16 protein-coding genes are annotated in these 18,080 nt (G+C 59.5%); 3 read left to right on the top strand and 13 right to left on the bottom strand.

Annotation, left to right across the window (positions count from 1 at the left end; all coding sequences use genetic code 11):
• The first annotated feature begins 123 nt into the window (after window positions 1–123).
• Complete coding sequence (locus AACQ95_RS01075; protein ID WP_103472006.1) at window positions 124–537, top strand: hypothetical protein; 414 nt, start codon at window positions 124–126, stop codon at window positions 535–537.
• Window positions 538–686: 149 nt separating this feature from the next.
• Here the strand turns inward: AACQ95_RS01075 and AACQ95_RS01080 are convergent, their stop codons facing one another.
• The 7 genes from AACQ95_RS01080 to AACQ95_RS01110 all read right to left on the bottom strand — a co-directional run bounded on the left by AACQ95_RS01080 (window position 687) and on the right by AACQ95_RS01110 (window position 10,105).
• Entirely contained in the window at window positions 687–3,554 is a 2,868-nt protein-coding gene (locus AACQ95_RS01080) for a hypothetical protein (protein ID WP_241280306.1), read from the bottom strand.
• Between the two features lie 621 nt (window positions 3,555–4,175).
• A complete protein-coding gene (locus AACQ95_RS01085; RefSeq protein WP_016350073.1) occupies window positions 4,176–4,685 on the bottom strand; it encodes a GNAT family N-acetyltransferase in 510 nt (169 codons plus the stop codon).
• A 32-nt stretch (window positions 4,686–4,717) separates the two neighbouring features.
• Window positions 4,718–6,352 (bottom strand): GNAT family N-acetyltransferase, encoded by a 1,635-nt coding sequence (locus AACQ95_RS01090; RefSeq protein ID WP_241280308.1) that lies wholly within the window; start codon window positions 6,350–6,352, stop codon window positions 4,718–4,720.
• Window positions 6,352–6,966, bottom strand: coding sequence for a glutathione S-transferase family protein (locus tag AACQ95_RS01095; RefSeq protein WP_241280310.1), 615 nt, complete (start codon window positions 6,964–6,966; stop codon window positions 6,352–6,354). The genes AACQ95_RS01090 and AACQ95_RS01095 overlap by 1 nt, the downstream gene beginning before the upstream one ends.
• Window positions 6,967–7,010: 44 nt before the next feature.
• Window positions 7,011–7,649 carry a pyridoxamine 5'-phosphate oxidase gene (gene pdxH, locus AACQ95_RS01100; RefSeq protein ID WP_043134720.1) on the bottom strand — a complete coding sequence of 213 codons (639 nt, stop codon included), beginning with the start codon at window positions 7,647–7,649 and terminating at the stop codon, window positions 7,011–7,013.
• Between the two features lie 159 nt (window positions 7,650–7,808).
• Window positions 7,809–8,132 carry a hypothetical protein gene (locus AACQ95_RS01105; protein ID WP_043134719.1) on the bottom strand — a complete coding sequence of 108 codons (324 nt, stop codon included), beginning with the start codon at window positions 8,130–8,132 and terminating at the stop codon, window positions 7,809–7,811.
• Complete coding sequence (locus AACQ95_RS01110; RefSeq protein ID WP_241280312.1) at window positions 8,129–10,105, bottom strand: reprolysin-like metallopeptidase; 1,977 nt, start codon at window positions 10,103–10,105, stop codon at window positions 8,129–8,131. The genes AACQ95_RS01105 and AACQ95_RS01110 overlap by 4 nt, the downstream gene beginning before the upstream one ends.
• A 209-nt stretch (window positions 10,106–10,314) precedes the next feature.
• Here AACQ95_RS01110 and AACQ95_RS01115 point away from each other — a divergent pair, with 209 nt between their 5' ends.
• Window positions 10,315–11,526 carry an RsmB/NOP family class I SAM-dependent RNA methyltransferase gene (locus AACQ95_RS01115; protein WP_241280314.1) on the top strand — a complete coding sequence of 404 codons (1,212 nt, stop codon included), beginning with the start codon at window positions 10,315–10,317 and terminating at the stop codon, window positions 11,524–11,526.
• A 65-nt stretch (window positions 11,527–11,591) separates the two neighbouring features.
• On the opposite strand, the gene AACQ95_RS01120 is transcribed toward AACQ95_RS01115, so the two are convergent.
• Complete coding sequence (locus tag AACQ95_RS01120) at window positions 11,592–11,936, bottom strand: Grx4 family monothiol glutaredoxin (protein WP_043134716.1); 345 nt, start codon at window positions 11,934–11,936, stop codon at window positions 11,592–11,594.
• 286 nt (window positions 11,937–12,222) lie between these two features.
• On the opposite strand from AACQ95_RS01120, the gene sodB reads away from it, so the two are divergent.
• A complete protein-coding gene (gene sodB, locus AACQ95_RS01125) occupies window positions 12,223–12,807 on the top strand; it encodes a superoxide dismutase [Fe] (protein ID WP_005319233.1) in 585 nt (194 codons plus the stop codon).
• A gap of 114 nt (window positions 12,808–12,921) precedes the next feature.
• On the opposite strand, the gene AACQ95_RS01130 is transcribed toward sodB, so the two are convergent.
• The 5 genes from AACQ95_RS01130 to AACQ95_RS01150 form a co-directional block, all read right to left on the bottom strand.
• Complete coding sequence (locus AACQ95_RS01130) at window positions 12,922–13,734, bottom strand: MlaA family lipoprotein (RefSeq protein ID WP_241280315.1); 813 nt, start codon at window positions 13,732–13,734, stop codon at window positions 12,922–12,924.
• Between the two features lie 80 nt (window positions 13,735–13,814).
• The gene (gene ccmI / locus AACQ95_RS01135; RefSeq protein ID WP_241280317.1) at window positions 13,815–15,095 is read right to left on the bottom strand and encodes a c-type cytochrome biogenesis protein CcmI; all 1,281 of its coding nucleotides are present in this window, start codon (window positions 15,093–15,095) and stop codon (window positions 13,815–13,817) included.
• Window positions 15,092–15,571 (bottom strand): cytochrome c-type biogenesis protein, encoded by a 480-nt coding sequence (locus tag AACQ95_RS01140; protein WP_241280319.1) that lies wholly within the window; start codon window positions 15,569–15,571, stop codon window positions 15,092–15,094. Before AACQ95_RS01140 ends, ccmI begins: the two co-directional genes overlap by 4 nt.
• Before the next feature lie 11 nt (window positions 15,572–15,582).
• Window positions 15,583–16,113 (bottom strand): DsbE family thiol:disulfide interchange protein, encoded by a 531-nt coding sequence (locus AACQ95_RS01145; RefSeq protein ID WP_241280321.1) that lies wholly within the window; start codon window positions 16,111–16,113, stop codon window positions 15,583–15,585.
• Entirely contained in the window at window positions 16,110–18,065 is a 1,956-nt protein-coding gene (locus AACQ95_RS01150; RefSeq protein WP_098984597.1) for a heme lyase CcmF/NrfE family subunit, read from the bottom strand. The genes AACQ95_RS01145 and AACQ95_RS01150 overlap by 4 nt, the downstream gene beginning before the upstream one ends.
• Window positions 18,066–18,080: the final 15 nt, after the last annotated feature.

The following is an 18,080-nucleotide window of genomic DNA, read 5'->3' on the forward strand; positions in this document are numbered from 1 at the left end:
AGTGCAATTAACAATCGATTCGCGAAGCTGAACCCACTCTTGACGAACAAACAGATGGTGCTTTCTTGAGCGAAACCGGACCAGTATCATGCGTCCGTTCCTGTTCAGAAGAGAAGCGTCACCATGCAGATCCGCTCCCGGCCCATGCCGCTGCCCGATTACAGCAAGTATCCCTCCTACCCCGACGTAACGCCGGAGCAGATCAATCAGGCCCGCAACCAGGCACTGGACAAGAAGGATGAGGTGCAGGCGCAGAGCGAGGAGAAGGCAAGCGCCCGCAGAACCATGGCAGTCTCCTATGCCGCCCACCAGCAGGATAAAGCCGTGGTGGAGCGTTACCTGCAAGCAAGCGGGCAGGAGAGCAGTGAAACAACCTCCCCCAACGCCACCGACATCTATCGGATGGAGAATCGCTACCAGCGCCAGCAGGTGCGCATCGACTACCTGCAATACCGGCAGAGCCCGCTTGGAAAACAGCTGGAGGGCATGACGGGTGCCGAGGATCGCAAGGGTAACCTGCTCGATACCAGCGCCTGAGCAAGACCCAGTGCAGAGCGTGGGATGACATAAAAAAGCCCTCGCTGAGGGCTTTTGAGTTTTGCCGATAAGGGCGCTGCTTATTTGCGGCACTGTCACGCTCAATACGGGCCCTTCATGGCCCAGGGATTGAGAGGGTACTGGCTGCGTTATTTAGGAATAAATGCATTCTTGTAGAAGGATCTGAATCCATTATCCGGCACCTGAAACTCAACCCCATTGTGCAATGACAATGAGGCATCGCCAGTCTTATTCATAATTGCGCCATAGCGCGCATAACCACTTTTGCCATCGTGATACATAAAGTCCATCCGCGAAACCAGATTGTTGGTTTTCTTGAACAACCGGCCAACAATCGGCGAGTCTGAGGACAGGGGATTATTGATGGTCCGCAGTAGTTTCATACTGGTATAGTCACCATTGTCATCCCGGGTCAGCAGATAATGGTAGCGGGTCTCGGGAGCCTGCAGACCATTTAACCGATAGATCAAATTCACGTTGGTACCGAGTGCCAGTGCATTCAGACCATAGGTTATCGGTGCATCGCGCTGACCGACAAAGTCAGATATTATCCTGCGCGCTACACCACCTTTCACCTTATAGATGTGTCGGGTAGTAAAGATAAGGAACATGGTCTCATCAAGGCCATTGATGGCAACCACATCCAGCGGATATTCTTGCCACTCCAGATTTAATTGACTCGTCAGCTCATTGCTACTTGTAGGGGCATCTTCCAAGTGAGACGTTAAGAAGGCGCGTGAAAAGCTTGAGCCGTTGCCCAGCACCACGAATATTGCAGCGCGATTATTATTGCTTGCCTGACTCTCAACGGCATGCCAGCAGGTCTGCAAATCACTCCCCGGCCGCCAGTTACTGATTGCTGTTGTGGCTCCCGCTGTGAAGAAATTCGATATATTTCCGTAACCTGGCTTCTGAATATTGGCAAAGTTATAAATCTTGCCATTTCTTGGGGAGGTTACCAATGCCCCTGGCTGAGTATAAATCGGGTTATCATGATCAGCGATACTTGGGACGTAATCCCAATCGGTATTCATGGTCCTTGCATCGAATGCGCATACCAGAGTACGCTTCCAGTAACTGGATACCCGGCAAATATATGCACCAAGGTCTTCATACTCAAGCCCCCGAGGTTTAATATATTCGTTGGTATATCTCGCGATTGGGGTAGGTTTGATCTCTTCTTTCTTGAGTAACGAGTAGATCCACTGGGCGATGGCCACCACTATGCCTATCACCGCAATAATAATACCCAAGGGGCCGGCAATGGCAAACCCCATAAAAGAGGCAATGGCGACGCCCAACGCCACAGTGGCGACCAACATATTTATTGCAGCAAATATAATATCCCCAACATCCCCGCCCTCGACAGCCTGATATAGGTTATACGCGGCCAGGGCCGCTCCCAGCGCCGCCAATCCAATAAAACATATATTGATAACCCGAGCAATATTTTGAGTGGCGAGAAACATCTTGCTGGCTATCTGCCGCTCTAGCACATTCGTGAGATGCTGGCCTTTGGCTGTAAGGTTGCTCAAGAATTGACTGAATTTCCCCATATTAATGGCTATGCTATTTATGATGCCTTCACCATTGCCATAAATAAACATGGTCACTTTATCAAGGAAGCGACCGAGCTGGATCAGATTCAATGTCACATCAAAAAGGGCCGCCCCCAACTCCATCAAAGGAACAGGGTTGCTCCATTCCTCCCGATCGGTCGCCGTCAACCAGGTAAAGTTGCCCACCCCCAGCAACAAGGTGAACACGGAAAGGAATGAATCTATGGAGAAGGCAGCGGGAGCCACACCGGAGAAGGCTTTGGGAGCCATACTGCCCGTCGCCCCTGCCAGAGCAGGGTATCTTTGAAGAATACGCTGCCGGGCATCCCCATCCTGCAAGGTGCTCGTTCTCAAGCTCATATTATTCAGTTCATTCCAGAAGCTATCCGGGCTATTTTGGTTGAAGAAATTGTTCCAGAAGGTGCGCTGAGTACCGCTTTCAGTTTTCAGCAAGGTCACCACATCATCGAAATTTCTCCTGTTGGCCAGGACTGTGTATTTCTCGCTTTGGTGACCCCAGCTCATGTTCATGGCAAACCCGCTGTAAACAGAACCTGCCATGGTGCGTTCAAATTTTTTCAGCTCATCACTGGAGATGTGACTACCGGATGAGATATTGAGCGCTCTTACTTTATTGATGGTGTTATATACTTTCCACATCGCCTTTTCAAACGATGAGCCTGACCCCAGATACTCCTGAACTTTAAAAGAACTGATGAGTTCGTCTAACACCTCATTCTTGGAGTAGTGCCCGATAAGTTGACGAGCCCAGTTTTCTCCCCCTGCTTTGTAGGCGGTTAACTTTCCACTTTGACAATAATGGGTGGCGACAGAGTATAGCTGATCGATAATCTCTTTAAATTGCGCTCCCTTTTCTGCTTGCTTGATATTCGCATTTACCTTCACCATATCCCAAGAGTTATACAGCTTCCGGTCAGCCACTGTGACATCTTTTTGTTTGCTATATGAGTGCTGCAACAAGCCACTCACATATTCGACCATATTATCGGTAAAATAGCGTCGATTGCTGGTGAAAATAGCATTTACCGAGTTGATGCCATCACTCATTGTCAGCACATTATTATTAGGCTTCATGCCAGGGCCTAACGCTTCGCTTAATGAACTGTTCTGATACTGGAATTCGAACTTCATCAACTCTTGAAACATCACCTGGGCAAGATATTGAGCCTCATCAGTTTCTTGTACAAAGTTGACCCGATTTGAATCAACGGCGGGCTGGTTAGACGCCATCACGTAAAAGTCGATCGCATCCAGTTCAGCGAAAGTGCCACTATTCAGGATAGAAATGGCGGCCTTCACCGGGGCAGGAAAAACGCTGCTCGCCGCCAAGCCAAGCAATGACATGGAAGAGAAAGTGAGGAAATCGCGACGACCCTGTGAAACTTCACGATGGATTATTTCTGAAAGTTTTTTCATATAATATATCCCTATCAGTGCTCAATGGTTTTTCCAGATTGATCGATATTTTCAGGCAATAGCCGGGCAGGCCATATCATCATGACCGAGCATATGGTTGTTGTTTTTCGGTGAGAAAATAAAATAGGTTACCGCATTAGAACGATTGATACGCATATGACAGCAACGCTACTAATATATATAAGACAAGGGCAGGTATGAACAATTAAAGCCATGGCAATCGCACTAGGCCTCCTTGTTTATATATTCAACAACCTACCTTTACATCCTCATTTGAGTCAAACATCAATAATGAGGTCAAACCAGAAAGTGTTACCCGTTAGACAAAAACAGATCTTGCTGAGAGAAAAATTGTAACAAGATATTGCAACGAAACACGTCCGGAAAAATGCAACGACGTGCAATCAGACAGCGAGTCAGCACCGTCATATTCAGAGATATGGCGACTTGCTCCGTATATCCCGATACGGGGCCAAGATGCGTTGCATGGTCGCGGGTACTGCCCAGGATGATCAAGCGGGGGAGAACAGCGACTCATCGGCTATTCGAGGGGAGAAAGGCAGAGCGCTTGCTGCTCATTCAGATAACAAAACGGCAGCCAAAGGGCTGCCGTTGCTTTGCTCATTGTTCTTCGGGAAGCTCGTCAAACAACGGATGGTAGAGCACCTCACCGGCCATGCCGGCCAGACCCCCTTCCTGCAGCTCCATCGCCAGAAAACAGTCGGCGGGCACCTCGTAGATGCAGTGCAGGCCGAACTCGCTGGCGGGACGAAAACCGAAGCGGCCGTAATAGGTCGGGTCGCCGAGCACCACCACCGCCTTCCAGTCCATCTCCAGCGCCGTATCCAGCCCTTCACGCACCAGATCCGAGCCTATGCCCTGCCCCTGCCAATCCGGATGCACGGCCACCGGCGCCAGTCCGAGCCAGGGCCCTTCCAGGCCGTTAATGGTGATCGGGCTCAGCATCAGGTGCCCCATGAACTCGTACTCTTCCTCTTCGACCATGGTCACCACGGCGGCGCCACACTCGCGCAGGCGGTTGACCAGTTCGGCCTCATCGGAACGGCCAAAGGCGGCGCTCACCAGTTCATAGACCGGCAACATGTCGCCGGGGCGCTCGGTTCTCAGCATACAGCGTTACTCCTCGTACAGCAGAGCGGGCATTATTCCACAAAGTGCCGGTCAGCCTGAGCACCTTTGTCCAGAAATGGGAGGGTGGACTCAGGAAAACGAGCCGCAAGTTGCCGCAGCAACCCCAGCAAGGCCGCCGGCGTCAGGGTGTCAATGGCCTCGCGGTAGGCCGCAAACAGCTCGGCATCCTCTCGCTCAAGCCGTGCCAACGCCAGCTCGGGCCCCTGATGCCAATGCCCGGCCAGCTCATCGATGAGGGCAGGCAGCTCCACCAGCAGCCAGAGCTGGCGATAGCGCCCGGCCACCGCCTCCCCGGCACTGGCCCCGGTCGCAGGCAGGCCGGTGCGTTGCGCCATCTTGCCAATCCAGCCGAGCCGCTGCTGTCGCTGTGCGCGGGTGAGCAGGACGGGCCCCTGACGCCGCAGGCTGGCCAGTTGCAGCAGGCAGGCAAGCCCCTGCTCATCCCTGTCCTTGAGCAGCACACCACCCAGCAGAGGCAGCTGCTCGGGTTCGGCCAGATCCAGCTCACTGAGCGGATAGCAGATGACATCGAGCCAGGCCCCATCATCAGAGGCGCCCCCCGGCGAGTCGGGATCATAGCCCTGCTCATCCAGAAACAGGGTGAGCTGCCACGGGCGGCCATGGTCCAACCCTGTCTGTGCATCGGCACCCTGCAGGATAGCCACGGCCACCCGCTCGTCCGCCAGCCAGGGCGCCAGTTGCCGGGTCATTGGCTCGGGCAGGCTGATGGCCCTGTCCAGTCGCCAATAACTCACCTCGCAAGGCTGCTGGGCGGTTCGGCCGCGCAGCCCGCGATAGTGCATGCCGAGCTTGGCCATCACCCGGCCGGAGGCGAGGTTGCCCGGCATGTGGCGCGCAGTCAGCGCCGGCAGCTGCAAGGTGTCGAATGCAAAGGACTTGACCCCTTGCGCCGCCCGGGTGGCCAACCCCTGATTCTGCCAGGGGACGCCGACCCACCAGGCCAGCTCGCCGTTCCAGTGCAGCGAGATCACCCCGACCAGCGGGGCCACTTCCTCCCCCAGTGGCAGCGTCATGGCCCAGCTCCAGCCCAGCCCCAGTGCCGCCTTGCGCCAGCTGCTGACGAGCCAGTCACGGGCCCCCTCCGGCGGGTAGGGGTGGGGAATGTTGAGGGTATAACGGGAGAGCGCCTCGTCACCGCAGTAGCGCACCACTGCGGCCTCGTCGTCGGCCAGCAGCGGCCGCAGCACCAGCGCAGCCGAGGAGGACGCAGCAACGGGCTCGCGCAGCAGGGGCACGGTCAAACGGCGGGCGAGCAGGCGGTTGAGCACGGCGCCCATGTCGTCGTCCGCGGTCAGCACCAGATCGGCCCCGAGCGGACCCAGGGTGAGCAGACCGCTCTCCTTGGCCAGGGTCAGCAGGGAAGCAGAGGCGCTGATGAGGATCTGGCGGCTGGGGTCCGCCTGAACATCCGCGATCAGATCGCCGTCGAGCCAGGCTGCCAGCAGCGAAGTGGCCGAGAGGAGGCCGTCGGGTCGGCAGGTGGACCAGAGATCCTCCTCCTCAGCCAGCTGGGACTCGGCCTCCTTGCTGAGCAGCAGTTGCCAGTGATGGCCCTGCCGCTGCCAGGCCTGCAGCACTTGGGCCCAATGGGGTTGCCACAGCGCCCGTTCGATCAGCAGCTCCATCAGGCGGCCTGACAGGCCGCAGGCAGGCTCAGGTGGCGGGGGTGGGCTTCCATGCGGGCGATCCAGGCCTGGATGGCGGGCCAGCCCTGCAGCGAGAAGATCCCCTCCTCCGCCACATGGGTGTAGGCATAGAGGGCGATATCGGCGATGGTCGGTGCCTCGCCGCACAGATAGGGGGTACGCTTGAGCTGCTGCTCCATCACCGCCAGCGCCCGCTCGCCACCGGCCTTGAGGCCGTCGAGTCGCGCCTCCTGGGACTCGGGGCGGCCCAGATAGTGAACGATAAAGCGCGCCACCGCTATGTAGGGCTCGTGGCTGTACTGCTCGAAGAACAGCCACTTGAGCACCTCGGCCTGCTGACGCGGCTCCGCCGGCCAGAGCGCCGAGCCCTGCGCCAGATAGAAGAGGATGGCGTTGGATTCCGCCAGGGTATCGCCGGGGGCCAGCTCCAGCACCGGGATCTTGCCGTTGGGATTCATGGCCAGAAAGGCCGGGGTTTGGGTGTCACCGGCCTGGATATCCACAGAGACCCAGTCGAGAGGCAATGCCAGCCAGCGGGCCAGCAGCCAGCCCTTGTAGCAGTTGCCGGATCTCAGATCGCCATACAGACGCATACAGACTCCTTGTCAGCACAGGATTGCAGAGGATAAGCGGGGGATCAGGGGGCCAGCCGCTCTATGTGCCAGCCTTCCCCTTCACGGCTGTAGTAGAAACGGTCGTGCAGCCGGTGCTCACCACCCTGCCAGAATTCGACCGTGTCGATGACCACTCGGAAGCCGCCCCAGAAACTCGGCAAGGGCACCTCGCCCTTGGCAAATTTCTGTTTGAGTTCGAGGAATTTGGCCTCCAGCACGCCGCGGGCCGAGATGCGGGTCGACTGCTGGGAAACCCAGGCGGCTATCTGGCTGTCCTTGGGGCGGCTGTGGAAGTACTTCATCACCTCGAAGGTGCTCATCTTCTCCACCCGGCCGGTCACATGCACCTGGCGGTCCAGGGTATGCCATGGGAAGAGCAGGCTGATGCGGGGGTTGCCCTCCAGCTGGCGCGCCTTGCGGCTGCCCATGTTGGTGTAGAACACCATGCCCTCGGCGTCGTAGTGCTTGAGCAGCACGGTGCGCTGCCAGGGTTGCCCCTCGGCATCCACGGTCGCCACCACCATGGCGGTGGGATCGGTCAACTTGGCCTCGCAGGCCTGGGCCAGCCACTTCTCGAACAGTGCCAGGGGGTCGGCCGGCAGATCGGCCCGGTGCAATCCGCCCCGGGTGTATTCACGGCGCAGATCAGCCACATCCATCATCTTGATTTTCCTTCTCTCTTGCCGCCGATGCGGCCATGCGTGCTGGCATTGTGCGACGAGCACGCCATGGGTACAAGCCTCAGGGCGGCCAAATGCCAGCGCCCAAAAAAGAAAGGGAGGCTTGCGCCTCCCCTTTTCTGCCCACACCCGGCTGCGGGCTTATTGCTTGCCGGCGGCCGGTGGACAATGGGCCAGCATGCGCTGGTTATATTCGGCCGCATAGGCCCTCAACCTGGCCTGAGCCTCTTTCTGATCGGGCTTGATGACATCCCCCAAGCCCTCCAGATAACGCACGCCACAGCGCGCCTTGGCCGCTTCCTGCTCACCGGTCGCAATGCCGGGCGCCACTTCGCCACGCCCGGCCCGCACTATCAGCCGGTAATCCTGCCTGGCAAGGCTGGCGCTGACCGCCTGCTCCAGGGTGTCGGCATCCGCCTGACAACCCCCTAGCAGCGTGAGCAGCAGCAAGCCGGTGACTCTCATGCCCGCCTCCGTTGCCAGCCGAGCAGGGCCAGCGCCAGGGTCCAGAAACCGAGCGTACCGCCACCACCACCGCCCGAGTTGCCGCCACTTTGCACCACAGGCAACTTGAGCGGGCTGATAGTGAAGAAGATGTTGTCGCTGCAGGCCACTTTCAACCTGACGCTGCTGGTGAGCTTGGCCGGCAGGGTGACGGTGGCCGAGCCGCTATTGGGCTGGCCGGTGGCCAGGGTCGCCCAGTTTGCGCCCTCATCCTGAGTCACGGACAGGTCTACCTTGCTGCAGTTGATCGGGGCTGCGCTGGTGCCCGCCACATCCCAGCCGACCGCCTGGCTGGCGCCCGGCGTCACCATAACGCCAAGGGGGCTGGTCAGGCGGAAGGCGCTGCCGGTGTTGACCACCTGCACCTTCATGTCATCGCTGGCGACGCCGCCCTTGCCGTCACGCACAGTGAGCCGGAAGTTGAGATCCCGGTTGGTGGTGGGCCAGGCCTCGCCCTTGGCCAGCGAGCCGGAGAGCAGGGATGGCAGGCTCGGCAGGATCCGCTCCGGCGAGCTGGTCGGCGACACGAAGCGGAACAACGGACGGGAGCCGTCATCGATCATGTCGAGGGCGCTGCTGGACGGGTTGCCCAGATCAATCTGCTCCCAGGTGTAGGTCAGGGGATCCGTGTCCAGATCAGCCCCGGCCCCCTTGAGCACAAACGGGGTATTGGCGGGAATGATATGGCTGGCCCCGGCAGCCGCCTGGGGAGCATTGTTGGCAAGGGGCAGCGTGGTGCCGCAGGTCGGCACGGTCGCCATGTGCGCCCGCATCTGCTCGATGGATTTGCTGTGGAAATAGGGGTCACTGTGGGGCTGGATGTTCTCGTCACCACAGATACCGGCATAGGCCATGATGGAAGTGCCACTGCCCGGCTCCCAGGCCTGTGCCGCCTCACGGTTGTCACTGCCACAACTGCCAGTGGTGCCGTTGAAGGTGTGATCGGCACCGAACTGGTGGCCGATTTCGTGGGCCACATAGTCGATAAAGAAGGCATCCCCAACCGGGGGGGATGAACCCGTCATGCCGTCCGACTTGGTGGCCGTACAGAGCACACCCAATCCGGCCAGACCGCCACCGCCAGTGTTGACCACATGGCCTATGTCGAATGGTCCCAGCGCCCCACTGGGCAAGGTCTGCGCATTGGCCTGCACCGCGCCGTTGACATCGACATCCGTGTCGTCATTGCTGAACGGATCGCTCGCCGGATCGGTAAAGATGATGGCGTCATTGCCGCTGGCCAGCTGGAACTCGGCCCCCACATCGCGCTGATATACCTCGTTCACCCGGTTGAGCAGGGTGGCGAGGGCGCCCATGGTCAGCACCTTGGACCCCCCGTGGAACTGGGTGTACTCCCCGGCCGCCGAGATGGCGATGACGTAGCGCTTGCGCTCGTTGCCATCCACTTGCACCTTGCGGGCCAGGGCTTTGGCGTCAGCCCCGATCACCTTATCGGCCTCCTCTTCCAGCCGGCTGTAGGCATCCTGCTGATAATAGACGGCATAGCCTTCGGCATTGCGCAGCGGGTCGACGAACACCGTCTTGCCCTGGTGGGTGAACATGGCGTGGAAACCTTGCGGGCCCAGGTCGAAGCGACCCGTCTCCACCGGCGCCGCCGGGTTATGGCCCTTGAAGGTCAGGATCTCGGGATACTTGGCGGCGAGATCGGCGGGCAGCAGGTCATAGGCCTGCAGGGTGAAGCTCACCTCACCCCCGTCCGGCAGTGGCAGGGTCAGCTGACGCGCCCCGGCCTGCAGCCCGGCAAAGTAATCGAGGGGCACCTTGGCCACCCGGAACTGGTTGGCCCGCACTTCATAGCCGTCCGCCGCCGTGGCGCGCGCCGCTACCGTGTTCCACTCCTTGGCCGCGAGGCCACCCGAGCTCATCAGGCTGGCCACGACCAGCGCCAAGGGAGAATATTTCATTAACTGCATCTTTTTAGTCCTTTTAAATGCACTCACCTGAACTGCAACCGGCATCATTTTCCTGCTGGTCTGATTAGTCCAGCGCCATCGTCTGTATATTCCCCGAATGGGGAGTGTTGCACCAACCCTGTCTAGCCCCTATCATTGCGCGGATTTATCAGTTTTAGAGCTGCGTCACCATGACGACAGTTCGTCTTTATCTGACCAAGGTTAATCTCATGCTCAAATCCCCACTGTTGCCCCGTTTCGGGGACCTGATCGTTGCCATTGTTGACGATGTGCTGGGCCAGGGTCTCACTCTGGACCGCGCCTATGCCCGTCACTTCTCCGGCATCGAACTCAAACCGCAAGAACAGGCAAGGATTGCTCTGGTCACTGGCGATCTGCTGCGTCGCCTCAGCCTCTATTGCGCCCTGACCGGCATTCAGGTACGTCAGGCCGAGAAGAATGTCTGGCCTCTGCTGCACAGCTGGCACGCTTTTCACAAGATAGCTCAACCCAACCATCCGACCCTGGATCGTTTCAATGAGGAGGCATTCCGTCGCCGCCTGACCGAAGCGAAGAAGAACCCCGTGCTGATGGACGGTTGCCCCAGCTGGCTGGAAAAACTGGGCAGCGAGCAGCTCGGCGAGGCCTGGCCTGCCGAGCGCGCCGCCCTGGCCTGGATGCCCAAGCGTTACCTGCGGGTCAACACCCTCAAGTGCACCCGTGAAGAGCTGCAGGCCATCCTGGCCAAAGAGCATGTCACCACAATTCCCGTTGATGGTGTTGAGACAGCACTGCAGGTCACCTCGGACGCCGCCCTGTTCCGCACCAAGGCCTTTGCCGATGGCTGCTTCGAGCAGCAGGATGCGGGCTCCCAGCTGGTGGCTGCCGCGCTGGAAGTGACGCCTGGCATGCGCGTCATAGACGCCTGCGCCGGCGCTGGCGGCAAGACGCTGCACATCGCCGCCATGATGAACGGCAAGGGCCGTCTGCTGGCGATGGATGTGGAAGAGTGGAAGCTGGAAAACCTCAAGCAGCGCGCCCGCCGCGCCGGTGCCCACAACGTGGAAACCCGCGTCATCGAGAGCAGCAAGACTGTCAAGCGCCTCAAAGGCACCGCCGATCGCGTGCTGCTGGACGTGCCCTGCTCGGGCCTGGGCGTGCTCAAGCGCAACCCGGATGCCAAGTGGCGCGATACCGCCGAGCGGCTGCCTGTGCTGGTCGCCCTGCAGGAAGAGATACTGCAGCGCTACAGTCAGATGGTGAAGGTCGGCGGCCTGCTGGTCTATGCAACCTGCTCCATCCTGCCCCAGGAGAACCGCCAGCAGGTGGACAAGTTCCTGGCTGCCAACGACAACTATAGTCTGCGGGATGACCACACCGTCAGCCCGTCCGCGACCGGTTTTGACGGCTTCTACATGGCACGGATCGAACGCATCAGCTGATGCCTGTCGTGGAATAAAAAAAGGGGAGCCATTGGCTCCCCTTTTTGCATGATGCAGATGCGACCTTATTCGGCGGCAGCGTCATCCTGCTTGTGCTTGGCGGCCGTTTCCTTGATCAGGGTCTGCAGCTCGCCGGCCTGGAACATCTCGATCAGGATATCGCAGCCACCGACCAGCTCACCCTCGACCCACAGCTGCGGGAAGGTGGGCCAGTTGGCAAACTTCGGCAACTCGGCACGGATGTCCGGGTTTTGCAGTATGTCGACGTAAGCAAACGGCTCGCCACAGGACATCAGAGCCTGGGAGGCCTGGGCAGAGAAACCGCAGCTGGGTAGCTTGGGGGAACCCTTCATGTAAAGGATGATGGGATTGTCAGCCAGCTGCTGTTTGATCTTTTCAATAGTTTCCATAGGTGCCTCACTAGAGCGATTTCGGCGGCCATTCTACTGCAATCCGGGCAGACCACAAACTGACAAACCGTCCCGAATGCAAGAAGTGATGAATCAATACGCCGCAGCTTGATCCAAGTCATGGCGAGAATCAAGAGTTGTTAGCCCATCTTTGATGCTGGTACAATCGATGGGCTTTGGGCCGTTTGGCCCCATCATTTCAAGAACAATTCTTTTCAAAATAGAAAAGAGTACGCAATGTCTTGCAACCGTCGCCTTCGCACGGCCAGCCAATGGAGAGTAGAAAATGGCATTCGAACTTCCCGCTCTGCCCTATGCAATCAATGCTCTGGAACCGCACATCTCCCAGGAAACTCTGGAATACCACCACGGCAAGCACCACAACACCTATGTGGTCAACTTGAACAACCTGGTGCCGGGTACCGAGTTTGAAGGCAAGTCCCTGGAAGAGATCATCAAGACCTCCACTGGCGGCATCTTCAACAACGCCGCCCAGATCTGGAACCACACCTTCTACTGGCACTGCCTCTCCCCAAACGGCGGCAACGAGCCGACCGGCGCCCTGGCTGATGCCATCAACAAGGCGTTCGGCTCCTTTGCCGAGTTCAAGGATGCGTTCACCAAGTCTGCCATCGGCAACTTCGGTTCCAGCTGGACTTGGTTGGTGAAGAAAGCCGACGGCTCCCTGGCCATCGTCAACACCTCCAACGCCGGCTGCCCGCTGACCGAAGCCGGGACTACCCCGCTGCTGACCGTCGACCTGTGGGAGCACGCCTACTACATCGATTTCCGCAACCTGCGTCCGAAGTACATGGAAACCTTCTGGACCCTGGTCAACTGGGAATTCGTGGCCAAGAACCTGGCTGCCTGATAGCCGCTTCTTGCCAAAACGCCCCGCACTGCGGGGCGTTTTTTTATGGGCGGCATCCGCGGCACCAAGATGAAAAAGGCGCCCACAGGCGCCTTTGTTGCACAACCAGTGGCATCACTGATCGATTTCATCCAGGTATTCATCCAGATTGGTGTCGTCCACCTTCTCCTTCTGCTCCTGCTTGATCTCGGTCTGGCGACCCGTCACCTTGTTCTGGTTGTATTGCAGATAGAAGTCCTTGGTCAGGGCATAAGGATCGAGCGCGTTGTCGATGATCCGCTCCTGATCGATCAGCTTGGAGCGCGTGCCCAGGCCATCCAGCGCCCAGTGCGTTACTTTCAACGGGAAAGTCAGCAAGGCATAGGGGAAGTAAATGGTATCGATGGTGTCCCCCACCAGCTTGCGGGTGGTGGTCGGGCCGTAGACGGGCACCATCAGGTAGGCGCCATCGCCGATGTCGGCACGCCCCAGCACAGTATCGAGCTCCAGCTTGTTGCGCTCGAGCCCTGTGTGCCTGGCCACATCGAAGATCCCCAGCAGCCCTACGGTCGTGTTGAGGGTAAAACGGCCCAGGTTGGTCCCCGCCCCCTTCAGATCCCCCGTGATCAGGTGGTTGACCATGCTGCTCGGCTCGTTGAAGTTCTCGACCAGGTTCTCGATGCCGTCCTTCATCCCTTGCGGGATGTAGCGGGCATAGCCGTGCACCACGGGGCGGGCCACATAGGGCTCAAGCACATCGTAGTTGACCGCCCACATGGCCCGGTTGGCCTCCTGGAACGGGTCACGGCCATCGCTGGCCGTGCTGGTCGCCTCTGGTCGACTCGGGGTCTCCTTGAGATCAAGGCTGTCGGGACCCGGCTTGGGCGGGCCACCTGCACAGCCACCCAGCAACAAGGCCACCATCAATGCCCCTAAACGCACATGCATATGGAAGTCCTAGCTTTTTATTGTGATTAATCTGAATTATAGGCAGCCCGGCCCCATCGAGGGGCCGGGCCAAAGGAGTATTAGAGGGCGTGATCGATGCGGATGTCAATCGGTGCTGACGGAATGGCACCCGTCGGGATCGGAGCCGATACCCCTTCAAACGCCCCTTCCTTGTTCATGACGTTGCCACCGCGGGAGAGCCGCGCCTTGAACTGCAACTGCGGGTAGGCGGCGAGCTTGCTGCCCTCCATCATGGCATCGCCATCCCCCAGTGACAGGGTCAGCGGGAACTGGGGACCCGGGATGCGCTTGACCGCGATGGGCATGGGCGGACCGTTGGGGATCACCGCAAACACGAACAGATGGGCATCCTCCGGCAACTGGATGCCGGGAGCCAGGGTGACGTGCAGCGGGAACTCACCGGCATTCACCTCCAGCACCTGGGTAGGCGCCTGAGTCTGAGCCTGTTCGCCTTGGGTCGCCGGCACGCCTGGCGCCGCCATGCCACGCTGCTTCAGCTGCTGCTCGGCATAGTCGATGGAGCGCTCCACCATGGCGTAGCGGGTCGAGCCCTTCTCCATCAGCGGCAACATCTCGCGCCAGCGCAGCAGCGCCGTCTTGAAGTCCTCTTTTTGCAGCGCCATGAAGGCATAGACGGAGCGCGCCTCTATGTTGGCTGGATCCAGCGCGATGGCGCTACGCAGCAGCTCATCGGCCTGGGCGTCATCCCCTGTCATCATCAGCGCCTGGGCATAGGGCACGGCCACCATGGCCTTCTGTGGTGCCAGCGCATAGGCCCGCTCCAGCGCCTCACGGGCCATCTCGGGATCATTGCCATCCAGCGACAGGCGACCCAACAGCAGCCAGCCGCGATAATCGTTCGGTTCGTCTTTCAGACGGGTGCGCAAACCCAGCATGAAGTCCATCAGATCCTGCTCGGTCACCTGGGCATCCCGCTCCACCAGGATGCGGTTGCTCAGCTCGCCGAGCCGGCTGTTGGCATCCTGCCAGCGCTGAACTTCCCGCCAGGAGCCGAGCTGGTAATAGAGTCCCAGACTCACCACCACCAGCACCAGCACGCCCGGGATCCAGATCAGACTCTTGCCACCACGGGCGGTCTGCTCCACGTCGGGAATGTCGTCCAGCAGGCTGCGTTGCAGCTCGACCAGGGAGTCCGGCTCCTCCGCCAATATGCCCTGTTCACGCTCTTCGCCAATCTCCAGCAGACGCTGGCGATAGAGCTGCTTGTTGAGGGCCGAACGGCTGATGCTCTGCTTGCCCTCGCCGCGCCACAGCGGCAGTACCAGCGCCAGACTCACCAGCACCAGCAGGGCCGCGATCACTATCCAAAATGCGGTCATTGTTTCTCTTCCTCTTTGAGCAGGGCAGTCAGACGACGCTGCTCCTCCGCGCTCAGGGCGCTATCCGTCGGCCTGGCCACCGCGGGACGACGACGGCTGCGCACCACCACAGTGACGACACCTATGACGATGACCAGCAGCGGGCCCAGCCAGAGGATCAGGGTCGACGCCATCAGCGGCGGGTTATACAGAATGAAGTTGCCGTAGCGGGCGACCATGTAGTCCACCACTTCCTGCTTCTCCTTGCCCTCGCGCACCATCTGATAGGTCTTGTCGCGCAGATCCTTGGCCAGCCCGGCGTTGGAATCGGCTATGTCCTGGTTCTGACACTTGGGGCAACGCAGCTCCTTGGTCAGCTCTCGAAAGGTCTGCTCCTGGGCATCGTTGTCGAAGGTGTAGACATCGATGGCGGCCAGCGCCTGACCGGCGCCACCCAATCCTGCCAGCAACAGCAGGGATGCAATCAATACTCTCATCAGGCTCTCCCTCACTTCATGGCATCAAAGATGGGTTTGAGGGTCGATGCCCAGACTTCGGGGTTGACGTCCCCCACGTGGCGATAGCGGATGATGCCCTGGCTGTCGATGAAGAAGGTCTCGGGCGCACCGTAGACCCCCAGATCCAGCCCCAGCATGCCATCCGGATCATACAGGTTGATCTGGTAGGGATTGCCGAGCTCCGCCAGCCAGTTGATGGCCTTGGCGCGCTCGTCCTTGTAGTTCATGCCGACTATGTAAATCCCCTGCCCCGCCAGCTGCTTGAGGTAGGTATGCTCCCCATAGCAGGTCGGGCACCAGGTGGCCCAGACGTTGAGCAGCATGGGGCGTCCCTTGAGGATGCTCCTGTCATGCTGCTTGTTCAGGTTATAAATGTCCTGCAGGGTGAACACCGGCACCTCCTTGCCCACCATCACGGATTCGAGCTTGGTGGGGTCTGAGTAGAGCCCGCGAAACAGGAAGACGGCCCCCAGCAGAAAGATGATGAAGGGGATCAGAAACAACCAGGTCTTCTTGCTCATGCCTTGGCCTCCTCGTCACGACGACCGAAACGGTAACGCTTGTCCAGCATCGCCAGCACGCCGCCGATGGCCATGAAGACGCCGCCAAACCAGATCCAGCGCACGAAGGGTTTGTAGTAGATCCGCACCGCCCAGGCACCGTTGTCGAGCTGCTCGCCGAGCGCCGCATAGAGATCCCGGGTGAAGCCTGCGTCTATGGCAGCTTCCGTCATCGGCATCCGGCTCACCTTGTACATGCGTTTCTCGGGTTTAAGCAGGGCTATCTGCTTGCCATCCTTGTGCACTTCCAGCACGCCCTTGAAGCCGTCGTAGTTGGGGCCGTTCTTCTCCTTGATACCGGTGAAGACGAACTCGTAGTCGGCAAAGTGCACCCGATCGCCGGCCTGCATGCGCAGATCCTTTTCGATGCTGTAGTTCTGGGTACAGGCGATGCCTATGATGCTGACCGCGAGCCCCACGTGGCCCAGGATCATGGCCCAGTGGCTGTTGCCAAGCCGGCGCACGCCGACGGCAAAGCTGTGTTTGTGGGTGGCGCGCACCCAGGTCTCCTGGATGCTGGTAACTATGATCCAAGTGCCAAGACCAATGCCGAGCGCGGCCCAGGGTTTGAACTCCTCGGCCAGCAGCAGCGGCAGCAGGAAGGCGGCGGCCAGGCTCAATACCAACGCGAGGATCACCTTGCCTTTGAGCTCACCCAGATCCTGACGGCGCCAGCGGAACAGCGGGCCCATCCCCAGCAGCAGGGCAAACGGAATGATCAGCCAGCTGTAGATGTGGTTGAAGAAAGGGGTGCCGATGGAGATGCTGCCAAGCCCCAGCTCCTTGTGCACCAGCGGCAACAGGGTGCCGAGCAGCACGGTCAGCAGACCCGCCACCAGCATGATGTTGTTGCACAGCAACAGGGTCTCGCGGCTCCACAGCTCATGCTTACCGTGGCTCTTCACCTGGGAGCCCTTGAAGGCGAACAGCAAGAGCGAGCTGCCGATCACCGCCAGCAGGAAGCCCAGAATGAACAGGCCGCGGGTCGGGTCGGAGGCAAACGCATGCACCGACACCAGCACGCCGGAGCGCACCAGGAAGGTGCCGAGCAGGCTCAGGGAGAAGGCGGAGAGCGCCAGCAGCACTGTCCAGGCCTTGAAGGTGGCTCGCTTCTCGCTCACCGCCAGCGAGTGCAGCAGGGCAGTGCCCGCCAGCCAGGGCATGAAGGAGGCGTTTTCCACCGGATCCCAGAACCACCAGCCACCCCAACCAAGCTCGTAATAGGCCCACCAGGAGCCCAGCACGATACCGAGAGTCAGAAAGACCCAGGCCGCCATGGTCCAGGGACGGGACCAGCGCGCCCAGGTGGCGTCGAGGCGCCCCGTCATCAGGGAGGCGATGGCGAAGGCGAAGGCGACCGAGAAGCCCACATAGCCCATGTAGAGCATGGGCGGGTGGAAGATGAGGCCGGGATCCTGCAACAGCGGGTTGAGGTCGCGTCCATCCACCGGGAAGTAAGGCAGAGTGCGAGTGAAAGGATCCGAGGTGAACAGCACGAAGGCGGTGAAACCGACCGAGATCAGCCCCAGCACACCGAGTACCCGCGCCACCGCATCGAGCGGCAGGCTGCGGCTGAACAGCGCCACAGCCGCGGTCCAGCCACCCAGGGTCAGTACCCAGAGCAGCAGTGAGCCCTCATGGGCGCCCCAGACGGCGGAGATCCGATACGCCAGCGGCAACAGGGTATTGGAGTTGGTGGCCACATACTGCACGGTAAAGTCATTGTCGATGAAGGCCCAGGTCAGGCACAGGAAGGACAGCAACAGCAGCAGGAACTGGGCATAGGCCAGCGGACGGGCCGCCGACATCATGCCGAGCCGCCCCCACTGGGCACCGAGCAAGGGATAGACGCCCAGCAGCAGGGCGGTGGCAAAGGCCAGGATCAGTGAAAACTGTCCTAATTCCGGGATCATGGCTGAACTCCTTTC

The sequence above is a fragment of the Aeromonas sp. MR19 genome, assembly GCF_963899305.1.
GTDB classification, from domain to species: domain Bacteria; phylum Pseudomonadota; class Gammaproteobacteria; order Enterobacterales; family Aeromonadaceae; genus Aeromonas; species Aeromonas bestiarum.